At 66.9% G+C, this 20,283-nt stretch carries 21 protein-coding genes; 17 read left to right on the top strand and 4 right to left on the bottom strand.

Going from position 1 to position 20,283, the window contains the following annotated elements; all coding sequences use genetic code 11:
• The 5 genes from LL06_RS27675 to LL06_RS14080 form a co-directional block, all read left to right on the top strand.
• Positions 1–1,444: VWA domain-containing protein (locus LL06_RS27675; protein ID WP_035527961.1), on the top strand; the 1,444-nt coding region annotated here is incomplete at its 5' end.
• On the top strand, positions 1,441–2,358 hold the full coding sequence (gene bchO / locus LL06_RS14095) for an alpha/beta fold hydrolase BchO (RefSeq protein WP_052161577.1): 918 nt from the start codon (positions 1,441–1,443) through the stop codon (positions 2,356–2,358). The genes LL06_RS27675 and bchO, both read left to right, overlap by 4 nt.
• Before the next feature lie 49 nt (positions 2,359–2,407).
• Positions 2,408–3,940, top strand: a complete 1,533-nt coding sequence (locus LL06_RS14090; RefSeq protein WP_052161576.1) for a phytoene desaturase — start codon at positions 2,408–2,410, stop codon at positions 3,938–3,940.
• Complete coding sequence (locus LL06_RS14085; RefSeq protein WP_035527959.1) at positions 3,921–4,955, top strand: phytoene/squalene synthase family protein; 1,035 nt, start codon at positions 3,921–3,923, stop codon at positions 4,953–4,955. Before LL06_RS14090 ends, LL06_RS14085 begins: the two co-directional genes overlap by 20 nt.
• Entirely contained in the window at positions 4,948–5,133 is a 186-nt protein-coding gene (locus tag LL06_RS14080; RefSeq protein WP_035527957.1) for a hypothetical protein, read from the top strand. Before LL06_RS14085 ends, LL06_RS14080 begins: the two co-directional genes overlap by 8 nt.
• Here LL06_RS14080 and LL06_RS14075 read toward each other — a convergent pair whose 3' ends face one another.
• Both LL06_RS14075 and crtD read right to left on the bottom strand, forming a co-directional pair.
• Positions 5,134–5,985, bottom strand: coding sequence for a carotenoid 1,2-hydratase (locus tag LL06_RS14075; protein WP_081963970.1), 852 nt, complete (start codon positions 5,983–5,985; stop codon positions 5,134–5,136).
• Between the two features lie 26 nt (positions 5,986–6,011).
• Positions 6,012–7,556 carry a 1-hydroxycarotenoid 3,4-desaturase CrtD gene (crtD, locus tag LL06_RS14070; protein ID WP_035527954.1) on the bottom strand — a complete coding sequence of 515 codons (1,545 nt, stop codon included), beginning with the start codon at positions 7,554–7,556 and terminating at the stop codon, positions 6,012–6,014.
• A 132-nt stretch (positions 7,557–7,688) separates the two neighbouring features.
• Here crtD and LL06_RS14065 point away from each other — a divergent pair, with 132 nt between their 5' ends.
• The 12 genes from LL06_RS14065 to pufC all read left to right on the top strand — a co-directional run bounded on the left by LL06_RS14065 (position 7,689) and on the right by pufC (position 18,718).
• Positions 7,689–8,558, top strand: a complete 870-nt coding sequence (locus LL06_RS14065; protein WP_035527951.1) for a polyprenyl synthetase family protein — start codon at positions 7,689–7,691, stop codon at positions 8,556–8,558.
• Positions 8,559–8,595: 37 nt separating this feature from the next.
• Positions 8,596–9,726 carry a methyltransferase gene (locus LL06_RS14060; RefSeq protein ID WP_035527972.1) on the top strand — a complete coding sequence of 377 codons (1,131 nt, stop codon included), beginning with the start codon at positions 8,596–8,598 and terminating at the stop codon, positions 9,724–9,726.
• A 104-nt stretch (positions 9,727–9,830) separates the two neighbouring features.
• A complete protein-coding gene (gene bchC, locus LL06_RS14055) occupies positions 9,831–10,775 on the top strand; it encodes a chlorophyll synthesis pathway protein BchC (protein WP_035527970.1) in 945 nt (314 codons plus the stop codon).
• Entirely contained in the window at positions 10,772–11,779 is a 1,008-nt protein-coding gene (locus tag LL06_RS14050) for a chlorophyllide a reductase iron protein subunit X (protein WP_052161574.1), read from the top strand. The genes bchC and LL06_RS14050 overlap by 4 nt, the downstream gene beginning before the upstream one ends.
• Before the next feature lie 2 nt (positions 11,780–11,781).
• The gene (gene bchY / locus LL06_RS14045; protein ID WP_035527948.1) at positions 11,782–13,326 is read left to right on the top strand and encodes a chlorophyllide a reductase subunit Y; all 1,545 of its coding nucleotides are present in this window, start codon (positions 11,782–11,784) and stop codon (positions 13,324–13,326) included.
• A complete protein-coding gene (gene bchZ / locus LL06_RS14040) occupies positions 13,323–14,783 on the top strand; it encodes a chlorophyllide a reductase subunit Z (RefSeq protein ID WP_035527946.1) in 1,461 nt (486 codons plus the stop codon). Before bchY ends, bchZ begins: the two co-directional genes overlap by 4 nt.
• A 45-nt stretch (positions 14,784–14,828) precedes the next feature.
• A complete protein-coding gene (locus LL06_RS14035) occupies positions 14,829–15,059 on the top strand; it encodes a hypothetical protein (protein ID WP_152599616.1) in 231 nt (76 codons plus the stop codon).
• Between the two features lie 114 nt (positions 15,060–15,173).
• Positions 15,174–15,395, top strand: a complete 222-nt coding sequence (gene pufB / locus LL06_RS14030) for a light-harvesting antenna LH1, beta subunit (RefSeq protein WP_035527940.1) — start codon at positions 15,174–15,176, stop codon at positions 15,393–15,395.
• Positions 15,396–15,406: 11 nt separating this feature from the next.
• Positions 15,407–15,604: a light-harvesting antenna LH1, alpha subunit gene (gene pufA, locus LL06_RS14025; RefSeq protein WP_035527937.1), complete on the top strand. Its 198-nt coding sequence runs from the start codon at positions 15,407–15,409 to the stop codon at positions 15,602–15,604.
• 130 nt (positions 15,605–15,734) lie between these two features.
• Positions 15,735–16,580, top strand: coding sequence for a photosynthetic reaction center subunit L (gene pufL / locus LL06_RS14020; RefSeq protein WP_035527933.1), 846 nt, complete (start codon positions 15,735–15,737; stop codon positions 16,578–16,580).
• A 10-nt stretch (positions 16,581–16,590) separates the two neighbouring features.
• Positions 16,591–17,556: a photosynthetic reaction center subunit M gene (pufM, locus tag LL06_RS14015; protein WP_035527930.1), complete on the top strand. Its 966-nt coding sequence runs from the start codon at positions 16,591–16,593 to the stop codon at positions 17,554–17,556.
• Positions 17,557–17,605: 49 nt separating this feature from the next.
• Complete coding sequence (gene pufC / locus LL06_RS14010) at positions 17,606–18,718, top strand: photosynthetic reaction center cytochrome PufC (protein WP_244447135.1); 1,113 nt, start codon at positions 17,606–17,608, stop codon at positions 18,716–18,718.
• 186 nt (positions 18,719–18,904) lie between these two features.
• Here pufC and LL06_RS28060 read toward each other — a convergent pair whose 3' ends face one another.
• On the bottom strand, positions 18,905–19,567 hold the full coding sequence (locus tag LL06_RS28060) for a hypothetical protein (protein WP_035527927.1): 663 nt from the start codon (positions 19,565–19,567) through the stop codon (positions 18,905–18,907).
• Positions 19,568–19,753: 186 nt separating this feature from the next.
• Positions 19,754–20,278, bottom strand: a complete 525-nt coding sequence (gene idi, locus LL06_RS14000; protein WP_035527924.1) for an isopentenyl-diphosphate delta-isomerase — start codon at positions 20,276–20,278, stop codon at positions 19,754–19,756.
• Between the last annotated feature and the right edge of the window lie 5 nt (positions 20,279–20,283).

Here is a 20,283-nt window from a genome sequence, read left to right as displayed (position 1 = left end):
GCCGGCCCGGTTCTCGATCGTGGCGCTGGACGAATCCACTGGCGAGGACGAGGACCTGCCTTCAGCGCTCGCCGAGCGGCTGACGCTGGATCTGAGGCTCGACGGCCTGTCCATTTATGACGCGGTCTTTGACCCGGACGCCGTGTGCCGGGCGCTGGCCGAGGCCTCACCCGGCCCTGACGGCGCCACGGACGCCATCGGTCGCATTACGGTCGGCGACGCGCTGCGCGAGGCGGCCGCGGCCATCAGCCTGGCGCTGCCCGCAAGCCCGATCCGCCGGGCGCTGGATCTCATCCGCGTCGCCCGCATCCTCGCCATGCTCGAGGGCAGGGCCAGCGCTGAGGGCGAGCATCTCGCCACCGCCGTCCGGCTGTGCCTGGGCATGAGCCTGAACGCGGCCGAGCAGGCCGAGGCCGACGACCAGCCGGCCCAGCCCGAGGAGGCCGAGGATAGAGACGACCAGCCGCCACCGCCACCGGAGCAGCCGGGCGACAACCAGGATCAGACCGGCGAGATCACCGAGACGGACCTGTCGGAGGTCGACATGCTGGTGGCCGCCGCCGCCGCGTCGCGCGCGGTGCTGGCCGAGCTCGACCGCCCCGATCGTTCGACCGCCTCGAAGATGGCCCGCACCGGCAAGTCCGGCGGCTTCAAGTCCGGCAGCCGCCGCGGCCGGCCCGCGGGCATCGTCTCGCGCCCGCCCTACAACGAGGCCCGGCCCGACGTGGTGGCGACGCTCAGGGCGGCGATCCCCTGGCAGCGGCTGCGCAACCCGGATTTCGCGCTGCGCGCCGACGGCTCGGTGCCGCAACTGCGCATTCTGCCGTCTGATTTCCGCTACATCAGGTTCCGCCACCGCACCGAATCCACCGCCATCTTCGCCGTCGACGCCTCGGGCTCCACGGCGATGGAGCGCCTGGCCGAGGCCAAGGGCGCGATCGAGCTGCTGCTGGGCGATTGCTACGTGCGGCGCGACCATGTCGCGCTGATCACCTTCCGCGGGCTGACTGCGGAAACCCTGCTGGAGCCGACGCGCTCGCTGGTCCGCGCCAAGCGCTCGCTGACCGGGCTTCCGGGCGGCGGACCGACCCCGCTCGCCGGCGCGATCCGGCGCTCGCTCGAGATTGCCGGCATGGTGCAGCGGCGCGGCCAGTCGCCGCTGATCGTCTATCTGACCGATGGCAGCGGCAACATCGCGCTCGATGGAAAGCCAGACCGCATCCGCGCCCGCGAGGACGCGCAGATGCTCGCCCGCCAGGGCGCGGCACTCGGCTACCGCTCGATCCTGATCGACATCTCCCGAAGGCCGCGCGAGACGACGCGCGAACTGGCCCGCTCCATGCAGGCGCAATACTGCCCGCTGCCGATCGTCTCGGCGAGCGCGGTCAACGCCATCGTCAGCGCCGAACTGCAGAAGGGCGCGGGACAAGGGGACCGGCAATGAGCTTCTCCGCGGCCCCTCCCACGCTCGATGCGGAAGGCCGCGCCTGGCCCTTGCGGGAAGCGAGCCGGATGGTGCGGGCGGGCGCGCTCGACTGGCATGTCCAGGAACTGGGGCCGGAGGGTGCGCCGGTGGCGCTGCTTGTCCATGGCACCGGCGCCGCCACGCATTCGTTTCGCGGCCTGATGCCGATCCTGGCGCAGGACTGGCGCGTCATCGCCATGGATCTGCCCGGGCATGGCTTCACCCGCGGCGCCACCGATGACGACCTGACCCTGCCGGGCATGGCGCGGGCGCTGTGCGGCCTGATCAGGCAGCTCGGGATCGAACCGGCGCTCGCCGTCGGCCACTCGGCCGGGGTCGCGGTGCTGCTGCAGTCGACCCTCGACGGCGGGCTCAGGCCGTGCCGCATTATCGGCTTCAACGCCGCGCTCGAGCCCATCCGCGGCAATGCACTGCTGTCGCCGCTCGCGAGACTGCTGTTTTCCAATCCGCTCACCGCGCGCGTGGTCTCGTTCCAGGCGCGCTTCGGCAATATGGCCGATCATCTGCTCAAGGCCACGGGATCCAGCATCGATCCGACGGGGCGCGAAAGCTACGCCATGCTTCTGCGCCAGCCGGCCCATATCCACGGGGCTCTGGGAATGATGGCCAACTGGCGGCTCGAACCGCTGATCGCGCGGCTCGGGCAACTGAAGGTGCCGGTCACGCTGATCGCCGCGGCCGACGATCCGATGGTGCCGGCGCGCGTATCACGCCAGGCGGCGGCACTCATCCCCGACTGCACGGTCGAGATCGTCGGCCATGGCGGCCATCTCGTGCATGAGGCCGATCCGGCGCTGGCGGCGGAGCTGATCCGCCGGTCGGCCGAAGCAGACTGCGGACAACACCCCGCAAGAAGATCGGTGGCCCGATGAGCCCGTGCCGGCGACACCGGGGAATGGCAAACAAGACTGGAGCAAAGTCATGATGACCGTCCACGATCCCCTGCTTGCAAGCGGCCTGTCCCGCGACGCGCGCCCGCACGCCATCGTCATCGGCGCAGGCTTCGGCGGGCTCGCCGCCGCCGTCCGCCTCGGCGCGCGCGGCTACCGGGTGACGGTGCTGGAAAGGCTCGACCAGCCCGGCGGACGGGCAGGGCAGTTCCGCCAGGACGGCTTCACCTTCGACGCGGGGCCTACCATCGTCACCGCGCCTTTCATCTTCGACGAACTCTGGGCGCTGTGCGGCCGCAAGCTCTCCGACGACGTCACGCTTGTGCCGCTCGATCCGTTCTACACGGTTCGCTTCGACGATGGCGACGAGTTCCGCGTCAATGGCGACGCGGCCTTCATGGAGGCCGAGGTGGCGAAGGTCGCGCCCGGCGACGTCGACGGCTACCGGCGCTACCTGGCCGAAAGCGAGCGCTGTTTTGAGACCGGGTTCCTCGGCATGATCGACAGGGCCTATCTGACGCTCGGCTCCATGGCCGGCGCGCTGCCCGGGCTTGTGATGCGCCGCGCCGAACGCTCGATCCACAAGCTCGTTTCCAAATACATCAAAAACGAGAAACTCCGCCAGGCCTTGAGCTTCCACCCGCTGTTCATCGGCGGCAATCCGATGCGCTCCTCGGGCGTGTTGAGCCTGATCTCCTATCTCGAGCGGGAATATGGCGTGCACTACGCCATGGGCGGCACCCATGCGCTGGTCAAGGGCATCGCCGGCCTGATCGCCGGGCAGGGCGGCGTCATCCGCACCGGCGTCGAGGTGGCCGAGATCACCGTCGAGGGCCGCCGCGCCACCGGCGTGCGGCTGGCCACTGGCGAGATCATCCCGGCCGCGATCGTCGTCTCCAACGCCGATGCCGGCTGGACCTACACCCGGCTTCTCTCGAAGCTCAAGCGCCGGCGCTGGACCGACGCCAAGGTCGACCGGGCCAAATATTCCATGAGCCTGTTCGTCTGGTATTTCGGCGTCGACCGCCGCTATGACGACGTCGCCCACCACACCGTGATGCTGGGGAAGAGATACGGCGAACTCCTGCACGACATCTTCGACGCCAAGCTGCTGGCGGATGATTTCAGCCTCTATCTCTACCGCCCCACGGCGACCGACCCCTCGGTCGCGCCGGCGGGCTGCGACACCTTCTATGTCCTGTCTCCGGTGCCCAACCTCGACGCCAGCGTCGACTGGTCGGTGGCCGCCGAACCCTATCGCCGCAAGATCCAGGCCTATCTCGAGGCGTCGCTTCTGCCCGGCCTGGGCGATCACGTCGTGACCTCGAAACTGGTCACGCCGGTGCATTTCCGCGACAGCCTGCTCTCGGTCAAGGGCGCTGCCTTCGGCATGGAGCCGATCATCACCCAGCTCGCCTGGTTCCGGCCGCACAACCGCAGCGAGGAGCTCGAAAACCTGTTCCTTGTCGGCGCGGGCACCCATCCCGGCGCCGGTCTTCCCGGCGTCGTCTCCTCGGCCAAAATTCTTGACAAGGTTGTGCCCCATGCAAGCGCCTTCGCCTGACAATTTCATCCTCGATCCGGGCCTGCGCAAGGAGTGCGAGGAGGCGATCCGCGCCGGGTCGAAATCCTTTCTCGCCGCCTCGATGCTGCTGCCCGGCTCGGCGCGCTCCGCCGCCCGCGCGCTCTACGCCTTCTGCCGCGCCGCCGACGACCTGATCGACGAAAGCGCCGACCCGGCCGAGGGCCTGCGCGAAATCCGCGCCCGGCTCGACGCCATCTATCTCGGCACGCCGCACGCCCATCCCGCCGACCGCGCCTTCGTCGCCGTGGTCGAGCATTATGCGCTTCCGCGCGCGCTGCCCGCGGCCCTGATCGAAGGCTTTGAGTGGGACGTGGAGAACCGCACCTACCGGACCTGCGACGAATTGTGCGCCTATTCCGCCCGCGTCGCCTCCACCGTCGGCGTGATGATGACGCTGATCATGGGGGTCTGCGACCGCGCGGTGCTGGCCCGCGCCGCCGATCTGGGGCTGGCCATGCAGCTCACCAACATCGCCCGCGATGTCGGCGAGGACGCCCGCCGCGGCCGCATCTACCTGCCGCTCGACTGGCTCGAGGAGGCGGGCATCGATCCGCAGGCCTTTCTGGCCGACCCGCGCGCCTGTCCTGCCATGCGCGCCACCATCGAGCGGCTGCTCGATGCCGCCCACATCCTCTATGCCCGCGCCATGACCGGGATCGCCGGCCTGCCGCTCTCCTGCCGCACCGCGATCCGCAGCGCAGCACTCATCTACCGCGAGATCGGCCGCGAGATCGAGATCGCCGGCCATGACAGCGTCACAAGGCGGGCGCACACCTCGACAAGGCGCAAGCTCGAGCTCATTGCCCGCGCCGCGGCCACGCCGTTCCTGTTCCAGCCGGTCTCCACCGAGCCCGCCCATCCCGAGGTCCGCTTCCTGGTCGAGGCCGCGGCCGCCGGCCGCATCAGCCCGCCCTCCGGCTTCGACGCCAAGGCCGGCCGCATGATCGAGCTGATGGCGCTGTCGGAGAACCGCAGGCGCGAAGCCAATGCCTGACCTGATGAGCTATGCCGGCCTGATCGAGATCGGCCTGAGCTTCGGGATCTTCGTGCTGTTCATCCTCTGGCAGATGCGCACGCTCCGCCGCGACATCAGGGCGCGCGAGGCGCGGGAGGCCGCCGAGCGGGCGGCGCAGGCGGACCCGGCCGCAGCCGGGCGGGCCAAGGCGGACTGATCAGCCCGCCCGCCGCGGCATCCGGAACGGCAGCATCGCCTTGATGAGGGGCGAGGCGAAGCGGTCGCCCGACAGGCTCTCGTGCATCATGTCGATGTTCTCGCTCATCAGCCGGGTGCGGATCACCGATCTGGTGTAGAACGGGCCGTCCTCCAGCGTCTGCGACAGGCTCGGCCGCGCGCCCACATCATGATGGCCCGAGCGCGGCACGCCCCAGAAGCCGTTGGCGAGCCTTGTCTTGGCGGGCATCGAGATGGTCTCGATATGGCCGTCCCTGCCGATGCGCAGCGAGATCGCGCCGCGGCTGCCGTCCTTGCGCACCGTGTCGTAGATGATGACCGCGTCGCCGTCGGGCATCCGCCCGCGCGCCCAGTCCCAGATCGAGAACCCCTTCTCCAGCGGTTCGGTGCCCCAGTTGCTGTCCATGTAGCCATGGCCGGCCCAGTCCTCGCCGCCGGCCTCGAACGCGACGCTGATCCGCCCGGTGGGCGAGACCGGCCACCAGCGGTGACGGCCCTGGCCGTCGATGTCGAACACCCGCGATGTCACCGCGTCGGGCTGGAACCGGATCACGCCTTTGATGCGCCGGGGCAGCCACTGCGCCGGCGGACGCGGCACGGAGACCTCGTCGAACTCGATCAGGATGTCACGGCCCTCGCGGCGGATCCGGCTGGGTCCCACCTCGAACGACAGCGCGTCGCGCCGCATCTCGCGGCGGCCACGCTCGGTCATGGTCCAGCGGTGGCCGCCGGGCGCGTAGAGCGCGACATTGATGCAGACATGGTTGTCCGGCTCCCGCCGCCCGGCCCAATGGTAGTAGGGCGAGAACACCGAGCCGACAAAGGCGATCACCGACAGGCCGTAGCGTTCGCAGTCGCTCAGGCCGTCGACATACCACCAGAGATAGCCGTCCGGCGGGACGGTCGCATCGAAGCGTGGTCCTCGGCCAGGCTCTCCGCCGCCAGCATGCCGGAAAGCGTCGCCATCGGCACGCCCGGGCCCGGATGCGCGCTGCCGCCCGCCAGGTAGAGTCCCGGGATCCGCGTCCGCGCCCCCGGCCTCCGGAACGAAGCCGTCCAGCCATGCGTCGCCCGGCCATAGAGGGCCCCGCCCGTCGCCGGAAACAGACGGTGGAACCGGTCCGGCGTGGTCGCCGTGAAATCCATCCCGGCCGGGTCCACCGTCAGTCCGCAGGCCGAAAGATGGGTCAGCGCTTGAGTGAGGCATTCGCCTGTCTCCTTGGTCGAAAATGTCCTGGTGTCGCCATCGGCCGGAGCGTTCAGAATGAACAGCATCCGCTCGCGGTCAACCCCTGCGGGCAAATGTCCCAGGTCGTCGCGGTCCTGGGCGCAGACATAGGTGGTGGGAACCGCGGGCATCGACCGCCTGCGGGTCAGCGCATCGAATTCCGAAGCGTAGTCGTCGGAAAAGAACACGCTGTGATGGGTCAGCGGAAAGCCCGATGTCCGGGCGGTCAGGGCGAAGGTCACGGCAGACAGCGAGCGCTCGCCGCGCCTAGTCGGCTCGACGCCGGCCTTGCCCGATCCGCCGGTCAGCGCCGCCAGCGCCGAAATGTCGCCATTGTGGATGATCCGGTCCGCCTGGAGCCGCTCGCCATCGGAGAGCCTGATCCCGGTGACGCCGTGGGCGTCGGCCTCGATCGCCGCGACGTCGGCACCATAGCGGAAGGTGACGCCGAGCCCGCGGGCGAGATGCTCCATGGCGCGCGCCACGCCGTGCATGCCGCCCTCGGCGAGCCAGACGCCGTCCTGCTCGACATGGGCCACCAGCATCAGCGTTGCCGGCGCCAGGAACGGCGAGGAGCCGCAATAGGTGGCGTAGCGCCCGAACAATTGCCTGAGCCGCGGATCGGAAAAGCACTCGCCGAGCGCCGCCCACATCGTCGACAGCGGCTTGAGCGCCATCTGCTCGCCGATGTTGAGAAGACCGATCCGGCGCATCAGCGTGATCGGGCCGGGACGCTGGGCGTCGATGTAGCTGGGCCTGAGGGTGGAGAACATCGCAGCACTCCGGGCGGCGAAGCGCCGGTAGCCCTCGGCGTTCTCGCGGTTGGAAAACTCAGCGATGGCGCGGGCGCTCTCGTCGACGCTTGAGAACAGGTCGAGCCGCGCGCCGTCGCGCCAGCCATGCCGGGCGATCAGCCCGGCCGGACGCAGGGCGATCCGCTGGCTCAGATCCGCGCCCGCCATGGCGAACAGGCGCTCGAACACCCAGCGCATGGTGAGCACGGTCGGGCCCGCGTCGACAGGCCGGCCGCCGACGCGTAGCTGGCGCATCTTGCCGCCCGGCGCATGGCCGCGTTCGACCACGGTGACGGCAAATCCCGAGGATGCCGCGCAAATCGCGGCGGCAAGGCCGCCGGCGCCGGCGCCCACCACGATCACATTCTCATCAGGCCGCATCCGCTTCCGATCCTCGCTCCGCACAAGTGTGCAACGGCGTTGACAATCCATCCAACTATGTCAGGATAACTTGACACATATGAATGTCATTTTAAAGTGACATGCGGCACGGATGTCGGAGGGACACGCCAGATGGATCTGCAAAAACGCATTGAACGGAACCTCGAGCGCGCCGTCACCTACGCCACCGCCGGCGGCAATCCGTCGCTCATGTGCGAGGCGCTGAAATATGCCGTGTTTCCCGGCGGTGCAAGAATTCGCCCGCGGCTCTGCCTCGCCGTCGCGCTGGCGGCGGGCGATGCCGCGCCGAACGCGTCCGACGCCGCGGCCACTGCGATCGAGCTGCTGCACTGCGCCTCTCTGGTGCATGACGATCTGCCCTGCTTCGACGATGCCGAGATCCGCCGCGGCAAGCCCAGCCTGCATGCGGCCTTCGGCGAGACCACCGCGGTGCTCGCCGGCGATGCCCTGATCGTGCTCGCATTCGAGACGCTGGCGCGCGAATGCCTGGCCACGCCCGACCGGATCGCGCCCTTGATCAGCGTGATTGCCCGTGCCGTCGGCATGCCGCACGGCATCATCGCCGGCCAGGCTTGGGAGAGCGAGGACAGGATCGACCTCAAGGTCTATCACCGGGCCAAGACCTCGTCGCTGTTCATCGGCGCCACCACCGCCGGCGCCATCGCCGCGGGCGTCGATCCGCAGAACTGGTACCGGCTGGGCGAGGCGCTCGGCGACGCGTTCCAGGTCGCCGACGATCTGCGCGACTGCGCCGCCGATCCCGACGAGATCGGCAAGCCCTGCGGCCAGGACATGGCCCATGACCGCCCCAACGCGGTGCGCGAACTGGGCCTGGGCGGCGCCGTGCAGCGCCTGCAGGACCTGGTCGGCGAGGCGGCCGCCTCGATCCCTGACTGTGCCGGCTCGGACATGCTCAAGCAGTTGATCCTGGGCGAGGCCAAGCGCCTGGTGCCGAAGAACCTCGCCACGGTGGCGGCCTGAGACCATGGTTGCCGAAGTGTCCGCGTCCCGATCGCGCATGCCGGCACAGCCCGGCCCGGACTGGCGGTCGCGGTTGCGGGCCTGGCGCGCGCGCCAGGTGGCGCGGCCCGAATTCCGCAGGTTCGCGCAATGGCTGCCGTTCTCCCGGGCCTATTCCCGTGCCCAGGAAGCCGATCTGTTTGCGATCGTCACCGGCTTTGTCCAGAGCCAGGTCCTGTTCGCCGCGGTCGAGACCGGATTGCTCGCGGCGCTCGGCTCCGGCCCGGTGGCGGTGGCCGATCTCGGCCGCGCCACGGGGCTCGCCGAGGACCGGCTCAGGCGGCTGCTGCAGGCGGCCCAGGCGATAAGGCTGGTGAAAGTCGGCGGCGACGGCTTCGTCACGCTCGCCGACCACGGCGCCGTCGTCCAGAGCGACGAGGGCATCCGGGCGATGATCAGGCACCATGCGCTCATGTACCGCGATCTTAGCGACCCGGTCGGCCTGTTCACGGGCGCCAATTCCGACACCGAACTCCGGCGCTTGTGGTCCTATGCCGGGTCGGGACGCGAGACCTCGGTCAGGCCCGGCGACGCGGCCGCCTATTCGACGCTGATGGCGGCGAGCCAGTCGATGCTCGCCGACGAAATCCTCGATGCCTATGATTTCGGCCGACACAAGTGGCTGATCGATGTCGGCGGCGGCGAGGGGGCCTTCATCAGCGCCGTGGCCGGGCGTCATCCCGCGGTGAGGCTGTCGCTGTTCGATCTGCCGCCGGTTGCCGAGCGCGCGCGGCTGCGTTTTTCCGGCCAGCCTCTGGACCAGTGCCCGCATTGCCATGGCGGCAGCTTTCTCGACGACCCGCTGCCGCGCGGCAATGACTGCGTCACGCTGGTCCGGGTGCTGTTCGACCACGAGGACGCGGTGGTCCTCAAGCTGCTGCGCAATGTCCGCGCGGCGATGGAGCCCGGCCACACGCTGGTGATCGCCGAGCCGATGGCGGGCGACAGCTCCCGCGGGCAGCGGCTCTCCACCGCCTATTTCGGCATCTACGTCCTGGCGATGGGCTCCGGACGGTGCAGGACGCCCGCCGAAATCGTCGCTCTGGCCAGGAGCGCCGGCTTCTCGAGCCTTGAAATCCGCCCCTGCCGGTCGGCGCTGATGGCGACGCTGGTGATCGCCCGGCCCTGATAATTCAGCGGACGAGTGTAAATATAAGTTGACATATTGAGACGTAAAAATAATATTACAGACAGGAGGCAGCATCTTGCCTGAGTCAGGCCGGATCGATGACCATGCAGACACACGCAGTCGTATTTGAACAACCAAACAGGATCGGTCTCCGGGAGCTTGATGTCGTTGCCCCCGGCGATGACGACGTGGTTGTCGAGACGATCTGGAGCGGCATCAGCGCCGGCACGGAGAAGCTGTTGTTCGAAGGCCGCATGCCGCAGTTTCCAGGCATGGGCTACCCGCTTGTGCCGGGATACGAATCGGTCGGACGGGTGGTCTCCGCAGGCAGGAATTGTCCCGGCGCGATCGAAGGCCGGCTGGTCTTCGTGCCCGGCGCACGCGGCTACAGGGACGCCGCCGCTTTGTTCGGCGCTTCCGCTTCGCGGCTGGTCACGGCCGGCGAGCGGGTGATCCCGATCGACGACGGTCTTGCCCGGGACGGAACCCTCCTGTCGCTCGCCGCCACCGCCTATCATGCGCTGACCCTGCCGGGCATGGCGCCGCCGGACCTCGTCATCGGCCACGGCATTGTCGGCCGGCTGGTCGCGCGGCTGATCATCGCCATGGGCAACCCGGCCCCGCATGTCTGGGAGATCAATCCCGCCCGTCATCACGGCGCCGCGGGCTACCAGGTAACCACCGCGGAGGCGGGCGAACGGCGCAAATGGTCGTCCGTGCTCGACGCCAGCGGCGACCCCGACATTCTCGACAAGGCGATCGCCGTGCTCGAGCGCGGCGGCGAGGTCACCCTTGCTGGCTTCTACAGCGAAACCATGAGCTTCCGCTTCACCCCGGCGTTCATGCGCGAGGCGCATATCCGCATCGCCGCCGAATTCAGGCCCGCGGATGTTCACGCGGTGCTGGATCTGCTGGCGCGGGGCCGCCTGTCTCTCGATGGCCTGATTACCCATTCGGCCAGTCCCGGCGATGCGGAGGCGGCCTACCGGACCGCCTTCGGCGATCCGGACTGCCTGAAAATGATACTCGACTGGAGGGAACTGCAATGACCGAAGGCTTTGGCGGAAACGCCGCGGACCGAATTCACGAACTGCTTCGGGAGGAAGCCGCGATCGAGCCGGATCAGGTCCATACGGGCCCGGTCAAGAAGGACACCCAGATCATCGCCATCTACGGCAAGGGCGGCATCGGCAAGTCCTTCACGCTGGCCAACCTCTCCTGCATGATGGCCCAGCTCGGCAAGAAGGTGCTGCTCATCGGCTGCGACCCCAAGAGCGACACGACCTCGCTGCTATTCGGCGGCCGCGCCTGCCCGACCATCATCGAGACGTCGTCCAAGATGAAGGCCGCCGGCGCCGAACTCTCCATTTCCGATGTCTGCTTCAAGCGCGACGGCGTCTTCGCCATGGAGCTCGGCGGCCCCGAAGTCGGCCGCGGCTGCGGCGGGCGCGGCATCATCCACGGCTTCGAGACGCTCGAGAAACTGGGCTTCCACGACTGGGATTTCGACTATGTCCTGCTCGACTTCCTCGGCGACGTGGTCTGCGGCGGCTTCGGCCTGCCGATCGCCCGCGACATGTGCCAGAAGGTGGTCGTCGTCGGCTCCAACGATCTGCAGTCGCTCTATGTCGCCAACAATGTCTGCTCGGCGGTTCAATATTTCCGCAAGCTCGGCGGCAATGTCGGAGTCGCCGGCATGGTCATCAACAAGGATGACGGCTCGGGCGAGGCCGCGGCCTTCGCCAAGGCCGTTGGCATTCCTGTGCTGGCCGCGATCCCGCAGGACGACGACATCCGCAAGAAGAGCGCCAACTACCAGATCATCGGCCACCCGGACAACCGCTGGGGTGCGCTGTTCGAGACGCTCGCCACCAATCTCGGCCTGGCGCCGCCGGTCCTGCCCGAGCCGCTCGACCAGGACGGACTGATCAACCTGTTCGATTCCTCCGACACCGGCGGCGATTACGTGCTGGTGCCGGCGCTGCCCGAAGACATGTGCCCCGCTTCGGCGCTGGCGCGTCCGTCCCTCGAAGTCGTCTACGACACGGTGTGATCATGGATGATTTCTCCCTCCCTCGCGACGACCTTGCCCCGACGCCCGCCGACAGCGCGGCCGTCGAGGGCATGTCCTGCGCATCGGGCGCCGAGAAGATGAAGGCGCAGGCCATGGCCTCGGGCAAGTCCGAGCTGATGCAGCGGCTCGAGGCGGACTACCCCAAGGGACCGCACGACCAGCCGCAATCCATGTGCCCCGCCTTCGGCTCGCTGCGGGTCGGCCTGCGCATGCGCCGGGTCGGCACCATCCTGTCGGGCTCGGCCTGCTGCGTCTACGGCCTGACCTTCACCTCGCATTTCTACGGCGCCAAGCGCTCCGTCGGCTACGTCCCGTTCAATTCGGAATCACTCGTCACCGGCAAGCTCTACGAGGACATCCGCGACGCGGTCCACGAGATGGCCGATCCCGCGGCCTACGACGCCATCGTCGTCACCAGCCTCTGCGTGCCCACCGCGTCCGGCGTGCCGCTGCAGATGCTGCCGAGCGAAATCAACGGTGTGCGCATCGTCGGCATCGACGTGCCGGGCTTCGGCGTGCCGACCCATGCGGAAGCCAAGGACGTACTTTCCTCCGCCATGCTCACCTATGCCCATGGCGAGGCCGAAAGCGGGCCAGTGCAGGCCCCGCGCGGCGGCATCGAGGGGCGTCCCTCGGTCACGCTGCTGGGCGAGATGTTCCCGGCCGATCCGATGATGATCGCCGCCATGCTCGAGCCGATGGGACTTGCCGCAGGGCCGGTGGTGCCGGTGCGCGAATGGCGCGAGCTCTATGCCGCGCTCGACTGCGCTGCGGTCGCCGCGATCCATCCCTTCTACACGGCTTCGGTGCGCGCCTTCCGCGCAGCCGGACGCAAGGTCATCGGCTCGGCGCCGGTCGGCTTCGAGGGTACGGATGCCTGGCTGCAGGCGATCGGCGACGGGTGCAACGTGCCGCAGGGCCAGATCGATGCCGCCCGCAACGCCTTCGGCGGGGCGATCCGCGGCGCCCTTTCAGAAAACCGCATCAACGGCCGAATCACGCTGTCCGGCTATGAGGGCTCCGAGCTGATCGTCGCGCGGCTCCTGGTCGAAAGCGGCGCCGACCTCAGATATGTCGGCACCGCCTGCCCGAAGACCGAGTTCTCGGCGCTCGACGCCGAATGGCTCGAAGCCCATGGCGTCCATGTCCGGTATCGCGCCTCGCTGGAGCACGATCTGGCGGCCATGGCCGAGTTCAGTCCCGATCTCGCCATCGGCACCACGCCCGTGGTGCAGAAGGCCAAGGAGAACGGCACGCCGGCGCTCTATTTCACCAACCTGATTTCCGCGCGTCCGCTGATGGGCCCCGCCGGGGCCGGCTCGCTCGCCGCCGTCGTCAATGCCGCCATCGCCAACAAGCCGCGCTTCGACCGCATGCGCGAATTCTTCGGCGAGGTCGGCAAGGGCGACAATGCGGGCGTCTGGGAAGACACGCCGGTTCACCATCCGGCCTTCCGCAAGAAGTTCGCCGCCAAGGCGGCTGCGTCGAAGAACGCGGTGGATTCGGGGGAGGCGATTGGCTCATGACGCTGATCATCGACCATGACAGGGCAGGGGGCTATTGGGGCTCCGTCTATGTGTTCGCCGCCATCAAGGGCATGCAGGTGATCATCGACGGCCCGGTGGGCTGCGAGAACCTGCCGGTGACCTCGGTGCTGCACTACACCGACGCGCTGCCGCCGCACGAACTGCCGATCGTCGTCACCGGCCTGGGCGAGGAAGAACTCGGCCAGCACGGCACCGAAGCGGCGATGAAGCGCGCCCGCGCCGTGCTCGATCCTGATCTGCCCGCCGTCGTCGTTACCGGCTCCATCGCCGAGATGATCGGCGGCGGCGTGACGCCCGAGGGCACCAATATCCAGCGCTTCCTGCCGCGCACCATCGACGAGGACCAGTGGCAGTCCGCCGACCGGGCGCTCAAGTGGCTGTGGACCGAATACGGCCCGAAGAAGGGCAAGGTCCGCCCGCCCAAGGCGCGCAAGGAGGGCGAGAAGCCCAAGGTCAACATCATCGGCTCGATCTACGGCACTTTCAATATGCCGTCCGACCTCGCCGAGATCCGCCGCCTGATCGAGGGCATCGGCGCCGAGGTCAACATGACCTTCCCGCTGGGCAGCCACCTGGCCGACGTCTCCCGTCTCGGCGACGCCGAGGCCAATGTCTGCCTCTACCGCGAGTTCGGCCGGCTGTTGTGCGAGGCGCTCGACCGGCCCTACCTGCAGGCGCCGATCGGCATCCATTCGACCACCGCCTTCCTGCGCTCGCTGGGTGAGATGCTCGGGCTCGATCCCGAACCCTTCATCGAGCGCGAGAAGCACACCACGCTCAAGCCGATGTGGGACCTGTGGCGCTCGGTCACCCAGGATTTCTTCGCCACCGCCGGCTACGCCATCGTCGCCAGCGAGACCTACGAGCGCGGCATCCGCAATTTCCTCACAGAAGAAATGGGGATGCCCTGTACCTTCTCGGTGCAGCGCATCGCCGGAAAGAAGACCGACAACCAGGCGATCCGCCAGTTGATCAAGGACAAGCCGCCGCTGGTCATGTTCGGCTCCTACAACGAGCGCATGTACCTGGCCGAGGCAGGCGCCCGGGCGATCTACGTGCCCGTGTCCTTCCCCGGCGCGATCATCCGCCGCCACACCGGCACGCCGGTGATGGGCTATTCGGGCGCGTCCTGGCTTATCCAGGAAGTCTGCAACGCGCTGTTCGACGCGCTGTTCTCGATCCTTCCGCTGGCCACCGACATGGATGCGGTGGAGGCGACGCCGGTCAAGGCGCGCGGCGAGATTCCCTGGGCGCCGGAGGCCAAGGCGAAGCTCGACCGGGCCATCGAACTCGAGCCGGTGCTTGTCAGGATTTCCGCCGCCAAGCGGCTGCGCGACGCCTCCGAACAGGAGGCACGCGCCCGCGGCAGCGCGATCGTCAACCAGGAAGACGTGGATTTGGCCAGCCGGGCGCTCAGGCGCGGGCGGGCTGCATAACGCGCCGGGGGCACACCCCCGGCAAACAAGGAGAGTGCGATGAGCATGACAGTGCACCAAAAGGAAAGGCAAGCGGCCCGCGGGCAGTCGAGGACGGACCGGATCGAATACTGGCTCCTGGTCGCCATCGCCTTCGTCGTCTGTTTCGCCATGGCGGGCACATCGCGCGGGCTGGCAGCCCTGCGCGGCAAGCCTGTCGACAGCCACGGCCAATCGGTTTTCGCGGAGGCGCGCGCATCCGCGCATGCCACCGCAGGCTACGTCTTCATCGCGTAGCGTTTCGCCTTTGCCGGAGTCCAAACCCGGCATTAACCGCCGAAGCCGTCTTTCCGGGCGGTCCAGGCACCCGGCTGCGGGGAACCGCAGCGCTTGTGACTAGGAGGTACTTCAATGTCCAGTCCAAACACCGTTTCGCTTTCGGGATTGACCGAAGGTGAAGCACAGGAGTTCCACTCGTACTACCTCCAGGGGATGATTGCTTTCGTGGCTGTTGCCATTGTCGCACATCTGCTCGCCTGGTTCTGGCGCCCGTGGATCCCCGGTCCGGAAGGCTACGCTTCGCTTGAAAGCGTCGGCCAGACCGTATCGGCATTCTTGCCAATGCTCAGTTAAGGAGAAGCGAAATGTGGAGAATCTGGATGATTTTCGACCCGCGTAAAACGCTGGTCGTCCAAGGCGTCTTCCTCTTCGCGCTGGCTGTGATGATTCACCTCGTCCTGCTCAGCACGGAACGCTTCAACTGGCTCGAAGGCGCACCGGTCGTGACCGGCGCCCTCGATCCGACGGGCATCCTGGGGCTCATCCCCACGATGATTGGCTGAACGCTCAAAAGAATGACTGCGGGCGGGGCGAAGGCCCTGGCCACCCGCCCGCAGTCGAAATCTGGAATGGGCAAAACCCGGAACGGGATCGCGGGAATCGTCGGCGATCAGACGGGGTTGGAGACAAGCCATGGCGCTGCTGAGTTTTGAAAGAAAATACCGCGTTCGCGGTGGCACCCTGATAGGCGGTGACCTGTTCGATTTTTGGGTCGGACCTTTTTACGTAGGCTTTTTCGGCCTCACCACGGCATTTTTCGCGGGCCTGGGGACCGCGTTGATGGCCTATGGCGCGGCGCTTGGGCCAACCTGGAACATCTGGCGGATCTCCATTGCTCCGCCCGACCTGAGCTACGGGCTCGGACTGGCGCCGCTGGCGGAAGGCGGCCTGTGGCAGATCATCACCATCTGCGCGATCGGGGCCTTCGTGTCCTGGGCCCTGCGCGAAGTGGAAATCTGCCGCAAGCTCGGCATGGGCTTCCATGTCCCGTTCGCCTTCGCCGTGGCGATCTTCGCCTATGTCACGCTGGTCGTGATCCGGCCGGTGCTGATGGGCGCCTGGGGACACGGTTTCCCCTACGGCATCTTCAGCCATCTCGATTGGGTTTCGAACGTCGGATACCAGTATCTGCACTTCCACTACAATCCCGCGCACATGCTCGCGGTGTCGCTGTTCTTCACCACGACCCTGGCGCTCGCCCTGCACGGCGGCCTGATCCTCTCGGCCAGCAATCCGGGCCGCGACGGCACGCTTTACAACAATCCCAATGAGGTCAAGACGCCGGAGCACGAAGACACCTTCTTCCGCGACATCATTGGCTATTCCGTCGGCACGCTGGGCATTCACCGCCTCGGTCTGGTGCTGGCCCTGAACGCCGGTTTCTGGAGCGCTGTGTGCATCGTCATCAGCGGTCCGCTCTGGAACAAGGGCTGGCCCGAGTGGTGGAACTGGTGGCTCGATCTGCCGATCTGGAGCTGAAAGGGGTCTGATCATGGAATACCAAAACATATTCACGCAAATCCAGGTTCGCGGCCCTGTCGAAGCCGGGATCCCGCTGCCGAGGGGCGACGACGAGCGCATCGGCAGGCCGATCTACAACAAGCTCGCCGGCTGGGTCGGCTACGCGCAGATCGGCCCCATCTATCTGGGCTTCCTGGGCACGGCATCGCTGATCTTCGGGACCATCTGGTTCGTCATCGTCGGCATGAACATGCTGGCCTCCGTCGGCTGGGACCCGATCCAGTTCATCCGCCAGCTCTTCTGGCTGGCGCTCGAGCCGCCGCCAGCGAAATACGGCCTGTCGATCCCGCCGCTCAATGAAGGCGGCTGGTACATCATCTCCAGCGTCTTCCTGCTGGCTTCCGTGCTGTTGTGGTGGGCAAGGGTCTATATAAGGGCGCGCGCGCTCGGGCTCGGCACCCATGTCTTCTGGGCCTTCGGCTCGGCCATCTTCCTGTTCCTCTCCCTGGGTCTGTTCCGGCCGCTGCTGATGGGGTCCTGGGCCGAAGCCGTTCCCTATGGCATCTTCCCGCACCTCGACTGGACGGCGGCGTTCTCGATCCGCTACGGCAATCTCTACTACAACCCGTTCCACTGCCTCTCGATCGCATTCCTGTACGGCTCCGTTCTGCTGTTCGCCATGCATGCCGCAACCATTCTCGCGGTGACCCGGTACGGCGGCGAGCGCGAGGTGGAACAGATCACCGACCGCGGCACCGCTTCCGAACGCGCTGCGCTGTTCTGGAGGTGGACCATGGGCTTCAACGCCACCATGGAATCTATTCACCGTTGGGCCTGGTGGTTTGCCGTGCTCACACCGATTACCGGCGGCATCGGCATCTTGCTGACCGGGACCGTGGTCGACAACTGGTACCTGTGGGGCATGAAGCACGGCCTTGTCGCGCCGCTGCCCGACTTGTGGCCGACGGTCGTCGATCCGGCCATTGGGGGTTAAGACAATGAATCAACTTTGGATACCATTCGCCGCGGCCGGAGCCGTCTTCGTGGGCGCCGCCGTTATCTTCGGCGCCGACTGGGACACGCCTCCCGTGGACACCGTCCAGATCGGCTATCGCGGCACGGGCATGGTTCAGGTGCTCGACCGCGAGGACCAGGTGGCGCTCAAGCTCGCCAATGTCGCCCCCGAGCCCGCTTACGAGCCCGATCCCGCCGGCAGCCTTGCCCGCGACGTCTACCAGAACGTGCCGGTGCTGGGGCATCTGTCCGAGGACCAGTTCAACGAGCTCATGGCGGACATCACCGCCTGGGTCTCGCCGGTCGAGGGCTGCAACTACTGCCACAACCCCGATGACCTCGCCTCCGACGAGGTCTACACCAAGGTCGTCTCCCGGCGGATGCTGCAGATGACGCAGCACATCAACGAGGACTGGCAGCCGCATGTCGCCCAGACCGGGGTGACCTGCTACACCTGCCACCGCGGCAATCCGGTGCCGGCCAATGTCTGGTCCCGTGATCTCGGCCCGGGCGAAAAGGGCAGGGCCGTGGGCTGGCGCGGAGGCCAGAACATCGTCAACAAGATGGCCGCGAACACCTCGCTGCCGACCGATGCGCTGGAGAACTACCTGCTCGACGAGCAGCCGATCCGCGTGCATTCGCTGACCGCGCTTCCCGACGGAACCAACAAGAACACCGTCAAGGAAACGGAGACGAGCTGGGCCCTGATGATGCACATGTCCGAAAGCCTCGGCGTCGGATGCGTCACCTGCCACAACACGCGGGCGCTGAACGACTGGGATCAAAGCCCGCCGCAGCGCGTTAGCGCCTGGCACGGCATCCGCATGACGCGGGATCTCAACGTGAGCTACCTCACGCCCATGGCCCCCGCCTTCCCGGCCAACCGCAAGGGACCCGAGGGCGACGTGTTCAAGGTCTCCTGCGCGACCTGCCACAACGGCGTTCAGAAGCCGCTCTATGGCGTCTCCATGCTGCAGGACTACGTGAATTCGTTGGCAACCAAGAGCGACACCGGCGTTCCGGACTTCACCACCTACAAGCCTGGTGAAACCAAGCTGCTGCCGTCTTCGGCCAACACGACTTCGCTCGCGCCGGTTTCCGGCGCGGTCGAAGGGGAAAAGGCTCTGGCATCCGCCGATTGAGCCTGTTGCAGGCGGCCGCTTTCCCTCGGCGTCCGCTTGCGCAAAAGAGGACCGGAGATCGCAAGATCTCCGGTCTTTCTGTTTTGGGGGCAGGGATTTTCGGGTGTGTTGATTCGCCTGAGCGGCGAAACGAGATCGACGCACGTGCCTCGCTGCGGCCGCGCCATCGCGCTCTTTCGGGTTCGCCTAGCCATTTTGGCAGCGCTGCTCGATCCACCAATCGTTTTGCCAGTCCTCATACCCGAGCAATGAACCTTGCAGGCGCTCAAGCTCGTTGTCCCAGGCGCGTGTTCGCTTCAGAATGGTCTTGATATAGGCATCGATGCGCCATTCCTGGTCCGGAAGCGCAAAGAGCACGTCCCTTATGCCCTGAAGGTTTGACCGGTTTTGATTGAGCGAGGGCACCGGCGTGTCGATGATGCGGCGAAGGATCTGACCCGAGGCCACATAAGGCTCAAACGGCTCCAGGAGTTCGTCGAACCAGTCCGACGGGTAGCCGTCGCTGAAAACCGCCAACGGCTTTCGTCCTTCCAACATAAGGGGAAGTTCGAAGTTGGTATGGACCAGATATGGGACGGCATCGAACGCAAAATAGGGCCGACCAAGCGCGGTGAGAATGGCATCAGGCACAATGGGCGGGATGCACAGGGCGCCGATCGCTTGCATGTCGGACTGGGACAATCCGCCATACAGCGCCCTCAGATCCGGATCTGCGGCGGTTTCCGAGCTCAATACGGCCTTTAGCTGATCCAGATCAACGATGCGCACACGGCATTCCGCACACACCGCGCCGGTGACGGCATCGAAGCCTTTCAGAACGAATATACTATCGCAGGCGTCGTTTTTCATGAAAATTGCGGTGCTGACAGAGCCAATACCGGCAAGCTACGGCGCAAAATCGAAAAACGCCAGTCTGGTCCAGTCAAGGCTGCAGCACAGGTAATTGCACAGTCGCGGCGTCGGATCAGGTCCACAATCACAGGATTTGAAGTGGGCGGTGCCAATGGCACAGATCCAAGGCAAAAGCCTCGCCGCTCAGAAGACCAGGTCGGGATAGCGTTCCGCGTAGATCCGGAACCAGGGCGTGAACTGCTCCGGCTGGCGGGCGATCTCGGCGTGCAGCGCGTCGCGGGTGATCCAGCGGGTGTCCTCGACCTCGCGCGGATCGGGCGCCAGTTGGACAGACGACCGGTCGGCCACTCCGATATACATCGTCACCTTCTCGTGCTCGTGCAGGCCGTTGCCGACATCGGCGGAATATTCGACCACGCGGCGCCGGGAGAGGGCGACATTGAAGCCGAGCTCCTCCCTCAGGCGCCGGCGGGCGCAACTGTCGATCGGCTCGTCCCAGTGCGGATGCGAGCAGCAGGTGTTGGCCCACAGACCGCCGCAATGATATTTCGCCTGCGCCCGCTTCTGGATCAGCAGATGCTCGCCGTCGAAGACGAAGATCGACACGGCGAGGTGGAACAGCCCGTCGACATGGGCCTTCAGCTTCTCCACCGGATAGAGCGAGCCGTCGTCGGCGATGGCCGGGATGATGGTGGGGTGTACGTTCATCGGTC

It is taken from the genome of Hoeflea sp. BAL378, from assembly GCF_000759435.1.
GTDB lineage: Bacteria > Pseudomonadota > Alphaproteobacteria > Rhizobiales > Rhizobiaceae > Hoeflea.
Note: the sequence above shows the minus strand (reverse complement) of the source record. Positions and strands in the feature narration are given on the sequence as shown.

Excerpts from the sequence above, each read along its gene's own strand:
- pufB (WP_035527940.1), top strand. The coding sequence starts at position 15,174 with ATGTCCAGTCCAAACACCGTTTCGCTTTCGGGATTGACCGAAGGTGAA.
- bchY (WP_035527948.1), top strand. The coding sequence starts at position 11,782 with ATGGATGATTTCTCCCTCCCTCGCGACGACCTTGCCCCGACGCCCGCC.
- bchO (WP_052161577.1), top strand. The coding sequence starts at position 1,441 with ATGAGCTTCTCCGCGGCCCCTCCCACGCTCGATGCGGAAGGCCGCGCC.
- crtD (WP_035527954.1), bottom strand. The coding sequence starts at position 7,556 with ATGCGGCCTGATGAGAATGTGATCGTGGTGGGCGCCGGCGCCGGCGGC.
- pufL (WP_035527933.1), top strand. The coding sequence starts at position 15,735 with ATGGCGCTGCTGAGTTTTGAAAGAAAATACCGCGTTCGCGGTGGCACC.
- pufA (WP_035527937.1), top strand. The coding sequence starts at position 15,407 with ATGTGGAGAATCTGGATGATTTTCGACCCGCGTAAAACGCTGGTCGTC.
- LL06_RS14085 (WP_035527959.1), top strand. The coding sequence starts at position 3,921 with ATGCAAGCGCCTTCGCCTGACAATTTCATCCTCGATCCGGGCCTGCGC.
- LL06_RS28060 (WP_035527927.1), bottom strand. The coding sequence starts at position 19,567 with ATGAAAAACGACGCCTGCGATAGTATATTCGTTCTGAAAGGCTTCGAT.
- bchZ (WP_035527946.1), top strand. The coding sequence starts at position 13,323 with ATGACGCTGATCATCGACCATGACAGGGCAGGGGGCTATTGGGGCTCC.
- idi (WP_035527924.1), bottom strand. The coding sequence starts at position 20,278 with ATGAACGTACACCCCACCATCATCCCGGCCATCGCCGACGACGGCTCG.
- LL06_RS14035 (WP_152599616.1), top strand. The coding sequence starts at position 14,829 with ATGACAGTGCACCAAAAGGAAAGGCAAGCGGCCCGCGGGCAGTCGAGG.
- LL06_RS14065 (WP_035527951.1), top strand. The coding sequence starts at position 7,689 with ATGGATCTGCAAAAACGCATTGAACGGAACCTCGAGCGCGCCGTCACC.
- LL06_RS14060 (WP_035527972.1), top strand. The coding sequence starts at position 8,596 with ATGCCGGCACAGCCCGGCCCGGACTGGCGGTCGCGGTTGCGGGCCTGG.
- bchC (WP_035527970.1), top strand. The coding sequence starts at position 9,831 with ATGCAGACACACGCAGTCGTATTTGAACAACCAAACAGGATCGGTCTC.
- LL06_RS14080 (WP_035527957.1), top strand. The coding sequence starts at position 4,948 with ATGCCTGACCTGATGAGCTATGCCGGCCTGATCGAGATCGGCCTGAGC.
- LL06_RS14050 (WP_052161574.1), top strand. The coding sequence starts at position 10,772 with ATGACCGAAGGCTTTGGCGGAAACGCCGCGGACCGAATTCACGAACTG.
- LL06_RS14090 (WP_052161576.1), top strand. The coding sequence starts at position 2,408 with ATGATGACCGTCCACGATCCCCTGCTTGCAAGCGGCCTGTCCCGCGAC.